Source organism: Rhizobium sp. P40RR-XXII, assembly GCF_012641405.1.
In the GTDB taxonomy this organism is placed as follows: Bacteria; Pseudomonadota; Alphaproteobacteria; order Rhizobiales; family Rhizobiaceae; genus Rhizobium.
Genome location: NZ_JABAII010000018.1, coordinates 1 through 14,007, shown reverse-complemented (window position 1 = coordinate 14,007; position 14,007 = coordinate 1). Strand labels below are relative to the sequence as shown.

The window sequence follows — 14,007 nt, the reverse complement described above, 5'->3', positions numbered from 1 at the left end:
AGAGGGAGGAAACTTCTAGGTGTCGAATATCGATCTCAATCGCCTGATCAGAACGCTCGAGCCAGCATTGCGCGTCGGCCTCGAGGCTGCAGCGTCGCATGCAGCACGTGATCGGCATGCGAATGTCGATGTCGCACATTGGATAGTCTCCTTATTAGAGTCATCGGAAGTTTGCTCTTTTTTTGAAGAACTTAGCGTGTCATCCGCGGCGCTGCGCGCGGAGCTTGATAACGCCATTGCCGAACTGCCGAGAGGGGATGGTGCCGCCCTCGTGCTCTCCCAAAATTTGCTGGCGCTGATGCGGGAAGGCTGGCTTGTCGCCTCGCTTCAATGCGGCCGCAACAGCGTTACGCTCGCCGATCTTCTGACCGCGCTCACGGATGACCAATCGCTGCGGATCATGGCGCGGGGCATGGCGCCATCGCTACGCAACCTCGATCGCAATATTCTCGAAAAGCGCTTGAGCGCGGCTCCGTCTCAGGATGCCGCCTCGCCATCGCAACATTCTGAAGCCGTTCCCGCCGCCGGCGAGAACGAATTTCTCCGCCTCTACACCCGCGACATGACGGCCGATGCCAAGCTCGGCCGCATAGATCCGGTGATCGGACGGGATCGCGAACTGCGCCAGGTCATCGATATCCTGATGCGGCGCCGGCAGAACAATCCTATCCTGGTGGGCGAGGCGGGGGTCGGCAAGACGGCCGTGGCCGAAGCGCTGGCGTTGGAAATTGCCGCCGGAAGCGTGCCTGATATGCTGAAGTCCGTGCGTATTCTCCTCCTCGATCTCAGCCTGCTGCAGGCCGGAGCCGGCGTGAAAGGCGAGTTCGAGCGGCGCCTGCATGGCGTGGTCGCCGCGGTGCGCGCCGCCGCGGAGCCGATCATTCTCTTTATCGACGAGGCGCATGGTCTAATCGGCGCCGGCGGCCAGGCCGGGCAGGGCGATGCCGCCAACATTCTAAAGCCGGCACTGGCCCGCGGCGAACTCCGAACGATTGCCGCGACGACGTGGAGCGAATACAAGCGCCACATCGAGAAGGATGCGGCACTGACCCGGCGTTTCCAGGTCGTTCAGGTGCTGGAGCCCGATGAGGAAACCGCCATCCGCATGCTGCGCGGCATTGTCGGTAGCTTCAAGGCTCATCACAAGGTGCGCATCCGCGACGAGGCGCTGGCTGCCGCCGTGCGTCTTTCCGCCCGCTACATCCCGGCGCGGCAGTTGCCGGACAAGGCGATCAGCCTCATCGATACTGCCGCTGCCGCCGTGTCGCTTTCCCGACAGACCGTTCCCGAGGCGCTCAAAGGCTTGCGCAACGAGCAGGAGATGCTGGAGGCGGAAGCTGCAGCACTTTTAGCCGAGCCGGTGACGCCTGAGCTCACCGCGCGGCTTGTGATCATCGAGAATGAGAAGCGCGAGGTGCTGCTCGAGATTGAGCGTTTGCAGGCCAAATTCGACGAGGAAATCCGCCTGTCGAAGGAGGCGGACCGGATCGAGGCATCGTTTAGCGATGCCGGTACGCTGCAGGCCGAGGAGAGTGCGCCCGCACGGGGCGACCAGACCCATGAGGGCAATGTCGCGCTTTTTCCCGCGAGCGGTTCCTCGGAAGCCGCTCGCGCGGCGCTGGCGCAAGCTGAGCGCAACCTTGCCGATGTTGCCGGCGAGACGCCATTGGTTCCGCGCGTCGTCGACAAGGAAGTGATCGCTGGTATCGTCGCCCGCTGGACTGGTATTCCTGTGGGCAAGCTGCTGTCGGATCAGGTCGAGACCGTCAAGACGCTCGACGCAAGGCTCAAGGAGCGCGTGCTTGGCCAGGACGCCGCGATCGCGCGAATTTCGGCCGCCATGCGCTCGGCGCGCGCCGGCCTTTCCGACCCACGCCGCCCGCCTGCCGTCTTCCTGCTTGTCGGCATGTCGGGAACCGGCAAGACCGAAACGGCGCTGTCTCTCGCCGATCTTCTTTATGGCGGCAGCCAATATCTGACGACCATCAACATGTCCGAGTTCAAGGAGGAGCATAAGGTTTCGCTGCTGCTCGGATCGCCGCCCGGCTATGTCGGCTACGGTGAAGGCGGCGTGCTGACCGAGGCGGTCCGCCGACGTCCCTACGGCGTCCTGCTGCTGGACGAGATCGACAAGGCACATCCGGGCGTCCAGGAGGTGTTCTATCAGGTCTTCGACAAGGGGACGCTGCGCGATGGCGAAGGCCGCGACATCGATTTCAAGAATACCACGATCGTCATGACCGCCAATACCGGCTTGGATCTGCTGGCGGCACTTGCCGCCGATCCGGAGACCATGCCCGAGGGTCAGGCGCTTGAAGCATTGCTGCTTCCCGAATTGCAGAAGCATTTCAAGCCGGCCTTCGTCGGTAGAACCACGGTGCTGCCTTTCATGCCGCTGAACGGCGAGACGTTGAGCGGCATTGTCGATATCCAGATAGGCCGCATCCGCGATCGTGTCTCAGCCTCCTACGGGACCGCGGTTTTCCTGTCGGAACCGGCCCGTGACGCGCTTGTCAGCCGCGCGAAGGCGAGCGAGATGGGCGCGCGCGCCATCGAGACCATGATCGGGCGCGATCTTCTGCCCGAATTGTCGACCTTCTTCCTCGATGCCGTTGCCGAGCGGCGCAAGATTGCCGGCATCAGCATCAGTTTTCACGATCACCGCTTCCTCATCGAGGAGAAGCCGGTGAACGACCATGAATTCGCTGACCCCGAACAAGGCGGCGCGGCGAATGAAGCAGCCCCGGACGAGCGAAACGTCCGGATGCGGCATTAGACGGAAAGGTAAACCCGCCTTGCAGCGACAAGGTGAAATTCAAATTCAAACAGGAGAGTTGAGAGCATGCCGATTTATCTGCAGATCGACGGAATTCAAGGCGATGCCACCCATGAGCAGCACAAGAAGTGGATGGACATCGAAGTCATCCACTGGAACGTCTCGCGCAACATGAAGACGTCGGCCGGTTCCGCAGCGAACCGCGAAGCTTCCGAGCCCACCGTTTCGGAAGTCATCCTGACCAAGGTCAGCGATTCCTCGTCGACCAAGCTGTTCCAGGAAGCATGCTCGGGCCGTACCGGCAAGCAGGCCGTCATCCATCTGGTGACAACAGGCAATCCGGGCGATACCTACATCGAATACACGCTGACCAATACGCTGATCGCCAGCTACTCGGTCGATTCCAGCGGCGATCGCCCGGTCGAGACGATCAAGCTGAACTTCACCAAGATGGAAGTGAAGTACACGCCTTACGACGACTCGCAGACGCCGCAGTCGCCGATGATCGCTTCCTACGATCTGGCAACGACCAAGGCTGCCTAACACCAGCATCGTTTTCCGGCGCGTTGCAATCAACGCGCCGGAATCGTGCCCAATGCCAGATCGCTGCGGCGGCTGGGATTTGAACATTCTCGACAACCTTTTTCATCGAGGTCGCCATGGTAGATTTTTCCGTTTCATCGCCGGCTCTGCAAATGGAGCCGGTGAAGCAGACCGACCTTCCGCCGATCAAGCGCGCGGGCCGCGGTCCTTCCTACGATTACTTCTCATGGCCGCAAGGTCCGCGCGAATATGCCGCCCGCAACCAGGCCGCAGGTGCGTTCGCTTCTGGTCTCCGGTCCGTTATGGAAAAAGCCAATGAGATGTCGTTGACGCATTGGCTGAAGGTGTGGCTGCAAAACAACGAGCCTCACATCATCCGGGAAATGGACGTCAACCACCATTCGGCCTTTGTCGCTCAGTTCAACTATACGGTGACTGATGCCGAGGTCCGGACCTACATGGTGCGCGGTGCCTATCTGCTCGGCACGGTCGCTTCGCGCGCCGATATCGGCAAGATCCTGACGCCGGACGTGCTCTACGGTCCCAGCATGCGCGAAACCGTGCCGAATGGCACCTTGTACCAGATCGCCTATCTGGTGGGCGGCCGCAAGCAGGTGGTCGGCAGCGCCGGCAAGACGGGCTCGGCAAGTTCACTGGTAGGATAAACGCAGATGAACGATCAGCCTTCGGCCAATGATTTCATCCAGGCGACCCGAAATCTCCGGGTCGTCTCACCGCTTGGTACGGACCAGCTCTTGCCGGAGCGGGTGACGATAACGGAAGGCGTGTCCGCACTTTTCGACATCCAGCTTTCCGTGCGCGCCAAGCGCGAAATCATCCAGCCGCAGGATCTGATCGGCCGGCTCGTCGATGTCTCCATCGAAGTTCGGCAGGCCGAAGATGGCGGTGACGGCGTTCGCCGTCCCTTCAACGGTCTGGTGACGAGCCTGCAGGAAGGGCCGCCGATCACGCGCGGTCTGCGCTCCTATTCGATGGTCTTGAAGCCGCAAATGTGGCTGCTCTCGCAGCGCTCGGACTGCCGCATCTGGATGGACAAGACCAGCATCGATATCGTCGAAACGCTGTTTTCCGAACATGGAATTCCGGCCCCCGATGTTTCCGGCGTGGTGACACCGCCGCCGCCACAGCATTATTCGGTGCAATGGAACGAAACGGATCTGGATTATCTGACCCGCCGTTTCGAGGAAGACGGGCTGTTCTACTGGTTTTCCCACGAAGACGGCAGCCACCGGCTGCATGTCGCGGACGGCGCGAATTCATGGGCGGGGCCGTCGCCATCCGCACAGGGCGAGGGCATGGTTCGGCTTGCCCAAGGTTCGACCGACCGCAACCATATCAATGAATGGATGAGGCATTACGCCTATATCCCCGGCCAACGCGCCGGCGCCGACTGGAATTTCGAGACGCCGCAAATGGTGCCGGGTACGACCACACCATCACTTGTGCAGATGCCGGGCGCGATGAAGCGTGAGCTTTACGAATATCCGGCCCGCATCTCATCGATTGCGGAAGCCGAAAGGGCGCAGAAGCTGCGCATGCAGGCAAGTGAGGCCGACCACAATCGCGTGGTTGGGCGTTCGACCTCACGCATATTGGAGGCAGGCCGCCGCTTCACGCCCTATGAAGTGGCCCATCCGGAGCATGTTTACGAGGAACACGTGATCGTGCGCGCAACCCACGTCGCGCTCGACCCCTCCTACGAAACCAATATGGACCAGCCGGAATATACCAATGATTTCGAAGCGGTGCCGTCGCGCGTCGCGATGACGCCGCATCGCAAGACGGAGCGGCCGCGCATTCGCGGCACTCAGGTCGCGATCGTCGCCGGCCCATCCGGCGAGGAAATCCATCCGGATCAATACGGCCGCATCAAGCTTTGGTATCCCTGGGATCGCCGCGCCAAGAAGGACGGATCGGATACCTGCTGGGTGCGGGTCGCTCAGAACTGGGCCGGCGGCACATGGGGCGGCCAGATCATCCCGCGCATCGGCATGGAAGTCATGGTCGCCTTCATCGACGGCGATCCGGACCGGCCCCTGGTAACCGGCGTGGTGCCGAATCCAGCCAATAGCGTGCCTTACACGCTTCCCGCGAATAAGACCAAGTCCATCTTCAGAACGCAGACCCACAAGGGTAATGGCTTTAACGAGCTCTCCTTCGAAGACGAGAACGGACGGGAAGAAATCTATATGCACGCTCAACGCGATCATCGCGTGCACGTCGAAAACTCCCATTCCAAACGCATCGATAATAACCAGGCGGAGTCGATAGGCCACAATAAGTCGATCGAGGTCGGCAACAATCACCACGAAGTCATCGGCGGCAATATGACGCTAATGGTTGGGCCAAACATCCTGCAAAAAGGTGTCACGGCCGCGATGGGGATATTGCGCGACACAGTCGGCAACGTTCTTACGAGCAAGCTTGGCGGCTTCACGGATGTCCTTGGCTTTCTCTCTCAAGCTACCATGGGCGAAGGCAATATGATCGTCGGCGTTGGCAAGAACAAGGCGGAAACCGTAATGGTGTCGTCTACGGAAATCGTCGGTGCGGCAAAGGCAACCACGGTCGGGGGCGGGTATCAGCTAACGGTTGGCGGCGTGAAGAATGAGAGCGTCGCGATGGGGTCATGGGAGGAGGTGGGGCAGACCAAGGTGTCGATGATTGGTTACAAATACGAGATCATTTGCGGAAAATCTCGAATAGTCATGGAGCGCGATGGAACGATTACCATTGAGGGTGTCAAACTCAACATCAAGCAGGATACATCCGTTACGATGACTGCTGGAAAAATTGACATGAATTGAGGATGTGATGGCGACAAAATTCCTCACTGGCACCTGGGAGGGCGATGAAACGGACAATCAGCAGAAACGCGATGACCGTCGAAATGCCTTTTGGGAGGAACTTGGTATCACCCCTGCGCGGGATACGGCCGAAATTGATATTCCGGTCTCGCAACGGATGGATCTTTTCCGATCGCTGGTTCAGCAAACGATATCAGGTCCCGAGGCCAACTCGCAGATGAAGGGCATCACGCTTGCGGCTGCACAGGCAATCGGTGACATGGCGCTCGGATCGTTGGAGCCAGGTGTGTCGAGCCTGGCGTTTTCGTGGAATGAACTGTTGCCGATTGAGATGAAGAAATTCTTTCAACAATGGCATGTCACCGCTTTTGAAGCATCCATAATAGACGGTGCATGAGATGGGTCTTGGCACCGGTGCTGCGAATAATTTGACCAACGCGGGTAACAACCTAGGCGCGGGTGCGGATATTACAAAAGGAACGCATGCAGATAATGCGTGCTCGATTGTAGCTTATACCGGCGAAAAATTCTACGAATATGTCGCTATAGCAAAAATGGTTTATGTGCTGGCGACCGACGCGGAAGCGCGCAAACAATTGATGGCAGGCGTTTCCGAAAGTGGTTTTGGCCATCTCATGTCGGGCTATGGCTATTCCGAAATGGCCCAGAGCAATTTCCAGTTATCCGCAACGGAGCAGATTCTCAGTTGGTTTGGGTTGGGGGACAAAGACAAAGCTGCAAAATATGCCGAGGATGGCATGAATATGCAACTTTTGAGTCAGTCGGAATATAGTAAGGCCGCTGACGCGATAGCTGGCTATTTCAGCGAAACATGGAATGCAATCAAAAAGCGGTTTACGCAATGCGGCTGGTTGTACGGAATTGCAACCTTGACGGTAGACGGGGTCTTTCTGGTCGGCGACCTTGCGCTGGGTGAAGGAATAAGCGCTGCCGCCAAGGCGATGTTGAAATCGCTCAAGGTTTTCGTCCGTGTCGTGAAGGCTGGGGAAGAGGCGGGCAAAGCCTCGAAAGTTATTGTCGAATTCACGCATGCGTCTGGCGGTAAAGTGGAACGTGAATTTGCTGTAGATCAACTCGAGCGCGAGTTTGGAAAGCCTGAAGATCATCATCCAGGGGTAAAGACAGAAGACCCAAATTATAATCCGTCCCCTGAAAATGAGCTGAAGAATGGCGAGGCAGCTGGCAAGCCGAAGTCGAGCAAGCTTACGCATGGCAGAAATGACAATGAAATCACTTACGATCCGGCAACCGGCAGACCGATCAATGCGAAAGGCACTCTGCGCGAGGATTTTGGAGGCACGGCCAGAGGTGACAATGCCACGGCCATTGGTAAACTCGGCGATCCGGGTGATCAGGGCGGCCATCTCGTTGCGCACAGGTTTATGGGCAATACGCCGGATTATGGTATCGCTCCTCAAGCTGGTAATCTCAACACCGGCGCATGGAAAACAATGGAGAATGAATGGGCCGACTGGGTAAACAAAGGCTACGAAGTCAATTATAACATCGACGTCAATCCGCCTGGATCGGTGCGCCCGAGCAGCTTTGATGTGGAGTACACCATTCGCGATCCCAAAACGGGAGCCGTTAAATATAGCAATGAGAAGCGCTTCAAAAACCAAGCGGGTGAAAGCTTCAACAGAATTCGATTTCGGGACATGGAGTAATAAATGTCGGAAAACCTTGAACTCATGGGCGATATTGCACGAGCAATCGTAAGTTCGGGCAAGATGCAGGGTGTCGAGTGGGTCGAGATCTCAATTGTGGTTACAGTTGATGAGAGCGGTGAAGCAAGCGAGATATTTGGCTATGCTTACGATGAGAAGGGAAATTATACCGCTGTTGCACCAAAGTTGCGTGAGATCGAGCAGCCAGTAGCCGCATACCGAGAGTGGCTTCGTCAAGACGGAGACACGGGCTTTCGAAAGATCCTATTCCAATTCAATCGTGTGAGCCGCAAGGTTAACGCTGACTTCGAGTATGAAGACCTCGCGCGTTGGCAGGTAACACCAAAGAACGTCGACACCATCATCGCGCAGCTTCGCCCTAACCTTGGAGAATAGGGCATTGTTGGATAGCCCCTACAGAAATGGTGGAGCGATTGTTTCGCTTGCCGATGAGCGGCAGCGACGGCGTGAGCATCTAACGGCTGTTGTACGGTCGGTTCTTGCTGCGGATGTGCTTGCGGATGAGCGTTGGCAAACCATGGCTGTCGTATTTTCTATTTCTGATGGCGGGCGGAATTTCGGTAACAGTGGCTACGCCTATGACGCGGATGGCCAATGGTGGGCTTTCAGTTGCTCGATAAAGGACGTGAAGCCTGCGGTGATTGCGTTTCTGGGCGATTCTAATCGAGGGGTCCCACAGACCTTGTGTCGAGTACTTCTTCAGTATGACAGAGAGAGTCACCGCGCGCGCCTTGTTTCGGAAATCGGTACTCCCGAATGCTGGTCCATCACGCCAGGGACGGCACGAACCATGATAAGGGAGCTTCGGCCTAAATTCGATAATTTCGCTGGGAATACTTCCGTATGAAAGGAAGGCCGCATAATTTATGCGTTATCTACAGCGAGCGTCGTGTGAGGCCATGTATTCCAGAGAGAAACTACTCGGGTCCAAAATCATGAATGATATTCCCAAGAGAGCCCTTTTTGTCGAAGCCGTTGCCTTTGATGAGGACGGCGCATGGTCGAAATTGCGCAAGCTTGCCGATATGCTGGAAATCGACGCTGATACGGGCGCAATGACGATCCGCAATGGAAAATCATCGCTCACGCTTCGTAAGGATGGCAGCATCATCGTGCACGGCGTGTCGATCGCTCAGTCTGCGGAACGGCATATATCGCTTGATGCCGCTACGATTGACCTGAATTGAGGCGCTGTCATGTGGCAGGTTGAGAACCGGACTCCGTTCGCCGCCTTGGGTTACTTTGTTCGTGACCGCGCAGGAATGGAAAATTGGGTCGTTGCGGTTCGCGCGCGCTTCGATGTCCAGGAAAATGGCCTCAACGCTGTTGTAAAAGATCAAGGCGCGATCCGCATTGCGCCCGAATACGAGGATGACGACAGCCTAGAATTGAAAGCGGAGGCCGATATTTCACCGTTTCGGCCCAAAGTCGATTTCCTGCTCACCGGAAGCATCACCGCGCCCGCGGGCCGCGCTGTCAATAAAATGGAAGCCGGTTTTGATCTTGGGGCACATTCGAAGCGCGCGTTAGTTTTCGGCGCCCGCCGGCTTCGTAAAAAATCCGGCAGGTTGCAGCTCGAGGGATACGAGTCCTACCGCGAGTGTCGGCTTAGCTGGCGCAACAGTCTGGGCGGCGCCGACTTCATCAAGGCAGATGGGCCGGCGAATGGTGTCAATCCCATCGGCATGGGCTGGACGTCGGCCTGGCAGGAAATGCCGGAGGGCACGGAAATTTCTCTCCCCTTCATCGAAAGCCCGGCTGCCTTGATCGACGATGGCACTCTGCCGGATCCGCACGGTTTCGGAGCCATTCAGCCGTCCTGGGAGGCCCGTTCGGCGCACGCCGGTACGTATGACGAGAACTGGCGGAAATACGAAGCGCCTTTACCTCCGCAAGATTTTTCCGACCGCTTTTTCCAGGCTGCTCCCGAAGACCAGATATTTGATTTGAAAGGCGGCGAGACAGGCCGAGTGATCGGCCTCCACGCGGGCGGTGATTATGCATTTCGCCTGCCGCAGATCATCATGGAATGCGCCACTTGGATGGGGCATGAAAAAACACAGAGCCGTCCGAGGCTAGTCTCCGTCTTGCTGAATGGAACGCAAAAGACGCTGGAGATGGTTTGGAACACGGCTATTCCCTGTCCGAGGGGAGATATGTCCGTTTCGGGCTGCAATTTGCATGTACGGCAGATGGCGGGAGTGGAATGTTGAGCAGCGCCATGGTCGAAATTCTCGGAGTCGGCTTGCATTGCCCCTTGGGCAAGGGGTTTGCCAATGCCTGCGATGCTTATTTTGCCAATGAGCGGAATTTTACGAAGTCGCGTAAGGGGCCCATTGGCGTCGACGGAATGCCAATGACGCTGTCCTGTGCCATTCCGTTTGAAGATATGCGCAACTTCGAACTGAGACTGCAAAGGCTGTTCGCCGGTGCGGCGGATGATCTCGTAGTTGCCGAGACGTTTGGACCTGTTCCATTACGGATTGTCGCGCCGCGCTGGCTCGTCGGTCATTCGATCGGCAAGCGGCTATCTCTCTGGATAAGCGAGACCTACCCCCATCTATTTTCAGACGTCGAGATCTTAATCGACGGGGAGACCCTTGCTCTTTACGAAATCGTTCGTGGTACGAACGAGATATCGACGGGACAGTTTCCCGCACTGATCGTCGGCGCCATTGACAGCTTCATGGACGCAGAATTTTTGGATATCCTCGCCATGAACAACCGCCTTTATTCACGACAGACGCCCCACGGCCTTATCCCCGGCGAGGCGGCCGCATTGCTTTTGATCGGAAGCGGAGATGCAGGAGCGCATCCACCGGTCGGCGCTTTGAAGTCCCTATTTACTGGGTTTGAGACTGAAAAGCCTTCGTCTCCCAAAGGCGTTGTCGGCAGAGGGCTTGCCAAGCCCTTGCGGCAAGCCTTCGAGGCCTTCGTTCCGGATCGATTTCTTGCCGATCTGAATGGAGAGCGTTGGCGCTCAGAGGATCTCGGCTTTGCGTTATCCGGTGCCCTTATACCAGAACCTCTCGTCCAAGATTTCGAAGCGCCGCTCGGAAACACGGGAGATTGTGGGGCGACGAACGGCATGGTGATGGCGAGCTTTGCGCTTGCATCCAAAACTCACCTGGCAAGTGACGCCGGCGAGCGGGATGGTCATCTCTCAGATAAGAGGGTGCCCATGCGGTCGATCGTTTCGACATCTCATCCCGACGGCCCGCGTTGCGTCGCGGTTATCGAAAGCTATCGGAAGAAGGACTGAAGCCGATGCAGGAGACTATCGCCATCAATGGATTGACGCTCTGCCACAAACATTCCGATGGCTGGGTTCGTTCAACTATGCCAGATGTGTGCAAGAGCCCTGACAAGCCTATCCCCTATACCAACACGGCTTATGCCCGGGATCTTGCCAAAGGCACGACGACGGTATTCTCGCATGGTGGAGCGATGAATGGGGTCAAGGGCTCAGAATTCTATCGGTCTTTTGGCGATGAGCCTGGCGTCGGCGGGGGGATCGTTTCCGGCGTGAACAAGGATCGCGCCACCTTTCTGTCATGGTCGCCGAATGTGTTCATGGAAGGTCGCAATGTTACGCGCCTGACGGATCGCATGCTGCTGAACAAGGGCAATACCATATCGGCGGGGGGATATTATACTGGGCCAGTTAAAGGCCCGCAGCGCGAGATATTGGAGAAGATCTGTGAGTTTGCGTGTGCCTGCAAGGCGGCCGGCACGTTCAGTCAGCGTTGCATCGATGGCAAGATATTGGAGTGGGCTAGCCAGGCAGGGCGCAACGTAACCCCTGGAGGTGCCTATGAAATTGGCGAGGACGGGAAGTGGGCATATCGGCTGGATGACGGCGGTAACCAGTTGAGGGGTGGGCCTAAAGGCACGAAGATGCCGGATTACACCGATCACGATAACAATAGCTTTGGCGAAAATAAATTGCCGAAGGATCGATATCGCGGCAATCAAAATGAAACATACGATGAAATTGGACAGGATACGGATCAGGATCGGAACGACATCAACTTCAAAAAAGACTGTAAATGCGATGATGATGATGGCAACAGGGCCCCTGTTACTCAACCAGCGCCGCAGACGGAGCGAGAGACCGAGCCATCGAATAACGGGAGCTGGTTTAGTCGCAATGCAGGCTGGCTCGTTCCGCTCGGCGTGGGTGCTGTGGCTGTAGGCGCCATTCTGCTTGCTCCGGAAACGGGCGGAGCGTCGCTTGCTGCGCTCGCGTTGTGAAGCTTGATGAAACCTACTCGCAGGTGGAATATAAAGTGACAGAAATCGACTACAATAAAATCCTGTCGGAGTTTAAGACCATATCGGATTTGGCCAAGCTCACGATTGCCGATAAACGCGGCAATCCGGCGCTGCAATTCGGGTTTGTGCTCAAATTATATTTCAGCCATGCTTACGATGACGAAGTTCGTATCCGATTGATCCGTTTGGTGGAGGATTACGGAAAGATCTTTTCCGATAAGATCACTCACTACATGCCCTATGATGGCAACCGCTTAAAACCCACGAAAAATTTCGATTATGTCGGCTATTTTACGGACCGCATGCGTAGCATCCCGCCCGAGGAAAAGGTGGAAGGCTTCGACGCCGAACTCTACGGTTTTTCGGGCGGTGTCGACAGGGATGAACCAACCCCATATCACATCGGCGTTGTGGCGCGGCCCGCTATCGCCGAAAAGCGTTTGGCAAACAAGGATAATGCGCTCGGCCGGCTTGAGGCCTATTTCCCGGCTGACTGGCCGCAGGGAGATTATACGCAACTGCTGAGCGTTCTGACCCGCTGGGCAGCCATAGGTCGGCCGATCCACGGCACTTTTGGTCTAGGCCTCGTTATGGAGGAGGGAGGCGGTCGTGGCCCGTTCATTGATCTCGCCTTTCCATTTCTGAAACGTTTTATCGGCTTTGATTATCCGGATCTGAGCTTGTGGCGCGTCAGGAGTGAGGCAGCGGCAACACCAGTGATACGATCGATCAATTGGCTGACACTAATCGATGACGAGCGCCTTCGGCGGGTTGGGGGCCTTGATAAAATCCGTGCTGCGCTAGAGCCGGAATGCTCCATCCATTCTTATGATGGTGGCATCATTATCCAAGCCGGGCAGGAACCAAGGATCGGGGATGTCAACCGTGGAGAGGCATTGGTCGCGTATCGAAAGGTGGCAAACGTTTTGAAACCACTCCGTTTCGAGGATTTCGGTCGGCGCGGAATCTTCGAAAGCCTGCCACCACCTTTGGACGATCGGGACGAAACGCTGGCATGGCTGCGGCGCTTTGATTGATGCGGTGTTTGGTGCAAGCGCCTGGGGCGGGCCAAGCACCCATCCAACTGCAATGTTGAGGTGATGGCATGCCGATATCGTGATATTCCATCTGAATTCAGGGAAAATGAACTAACGGCGAACGCACGCGACTGGAGCTTTCTTGACAGGATAGCAGTGGCGTTCGAACGCGGCGTACCCATGCTACGCTTTGGTTACGGTACTGATTTCGCCTTGCAGAATGCTACTGGCATCGAAATACGCGAGCGAATGGCTGATATTGTGCTGGAGGACAAGCAGATTTTGCCGATAACGTCTGACCTGCCACTGAAGTTTCATCCATCGGCGGTTTTGAATACGCCGAGTGGCGCGGTGTAAGCAACCGGCGGAAACGCGAAGTTTTCATCAGCGTTGGAGCCGGTTGCGGCGATGGACCCGGCATAGCCTGCCGGGGTCTGGTATCCGAGCGATGAATGCGGGCGGAAATTATTATAATCCTCCGCCCATTCGGCAACGGCGCTTCGGGCATGATCGAGACCGAAGAAGAGGCTCTCGTTCAATAGCTCGTCACGCACCCGGCCGTTGAAACTTTCGACATAGCCATTTTGCATTGGCTTTCCCGGTCCGATGTAGTGCCACTCGACCTTAGAGCACGCTTCGATTTCTCAGAATCGCAGGTTCGCAAATCAGCTGAGATATGATTCTCTGTTCCTACCGGGAAAGGACGGTCGGTAGGGATGACCCAACCATATTCCGAAGATCTTCGCGAACGGGCGATGGCGCGCTTGAATGCCGGAGAAACGATACGATCGATCGCAGCAGCACTTGCGATCGCTCCCTCGTGTGTTTCGAAGTGGAAG

At 56.8% G+C, this 14,007-nt stretch carries 12 protein-coding genes and 1 pseudogene; 12 read left to right on the top strand and 1 reads right to left on the bottom strand.

All coding sequences use genetic code 11. The features are described from left to right. Positions 1-19 precede the first annotated feature (19 nt). The 12 genes from tssH (at position 20) to HGP16_RS26565 (ending at position 13,168) form a co-directional block, all read left to right on the top strand. Positions 20-2,776: a type VI secretion system ATPase TssH gene (gene tssH / locus HGP16_RS26620; RefSeq protein WP_168842976.1), complete on the top strand. Its 2,757-nt coding sequence runs from the start codon at positions 20-22 to the stop codon at positions 2,774-2,776. Positions 2,777-2,842: 66 nt separating this feature from the next. Beyond that, entirely contained in the window at positions 2,843-3,319 is a 477-nt protein-coding gene (locus HGP16_RS26615) for an Hcp family type VI secretion system effector (protein ID WP_168842975.1), read from the top strand. 116 nt (positions 3,320-3,435) lie between these two features. After that, on the top strand, positions 3,436-3,984 hold the full coding sequence (locus tag HGP16_RS26610; RefSeq protein WP_168842974.1) for a hypothetical protein: 549 nt from the start codon (positions 3,436-3,438) through the stop codon (positions 3,982-3,984). A 6-nt stretch (positions 3,985-3,990) separates the two neighbouring features. After that, positions 3,991-6,147, top strand: coding sequence for a type VI secretion system tip protein TssI/VgrG (gene tssI / locus HGP16_RS26605; RefSeq protein WP_168842973.1), 2,157 nt, complete (start codon positions 3,991-3,993; stop codon positions 6,145-6,147). Between the two features lie 7 nt (positions 6,148-6,154). After that, positions 6,155-6,544, top strand: a complete 390-nt coding sequence (locus HGP16_RS26600) for a hypothetical protein (protein ID WP_168842972.1) — start codon at positions 6,155-6,157, stop codon at positions 6,542-6,544. Position 6,545: 1 nt separating this feature from the next. Continuing rightward, entirely contained in the window at positions 6,546-7,835 is a 1,290-nt protein-coding gene (locus tag HGP16_RS26595; RefSeq protein WP_168842971.1) for a DNA/RNA non-specific endonuclease, read from the top strand. Positions 7,836-7,838: 3 nt separating this feature from the next. Then, positions 7,839-8,231, top strand: a complete 393-nt coding sequence (locus HGP16_RS26590; RefSeq protein ID WP_168842970.1) for a hypothetical protein — start codon at positions 7,839-7,841, stop codon at positions 8,229-8,231. Positions 8,232-8,722: 491 nt separating this feature from the next. Beyond that, complete coding sequence (locus HGP16_RS26585) at positions 8,723-9,043, top strand: hypothetical protein (RefSeq protein ID WP_168842969.1); 321 nt, start codon at positions 8,723-8,725, stop codon at positions 9,041-9,043. A 9-nt stretch (positions 9,044-9,052) separates the two neighbouring features. Further along, entirely contained in the window at positions 9,053-10,069 is a 1,017-nt protein-coding gene (locus HGP16_RS26580; RefSeq protein WP_168842968.1) for a DUF2169 domain-containing protein, read from the top strand. Further along, entirely contained in the window at positions 10,063-11,118 is a 1,056-nt protein-coding gene (locus tag HGP16_RS26575; protein WP_168842967.1) for a hypothetical protein, read from the top strand. The genes HGP16_RS26580 and HGP16_RS26575 overlap by 7 nt, the downstream gene beginning before the upstream one ends. Before the next feature lie 5 nt (positions 11,119-11,123). Next, a complete protein-coding gene (locus HGP16_RS26570) occupies positions 11,124-12,110 on the top strand; it encodes a DUF4150 domain-containing protein (protein ID WP_168842966.1) in 987 nt (328 codons plus the stop codon). Positions 12,111-12,145: 35 nt separating this feature from the next. Continuing rightward, a complete protein-coding gene (locus HGP16_RS26565) occupies positions 12,146-13,168 on the top strand; it encodes a type VI immunity family protein (protein ID WP_168842965.1) in 1,023 nt (340 codons plus the stop codon). A 314-nt stretch (positions 13,169-13,482) separates the two neighbouring features. On the opposite strand, the pseudogene HGP16_RS26560 reads toward HGP16_RS26565, so the two are convergent. Continuing rightward, positions 13,483-13,794: pseudogene (locus HGP16_RS26560) on the bottom strand (integrase core domain-containing protein); the annotation flags it as partial. Between the last annotated feature and the right edge of the window lie 213 nt (positions 13,795-14,007).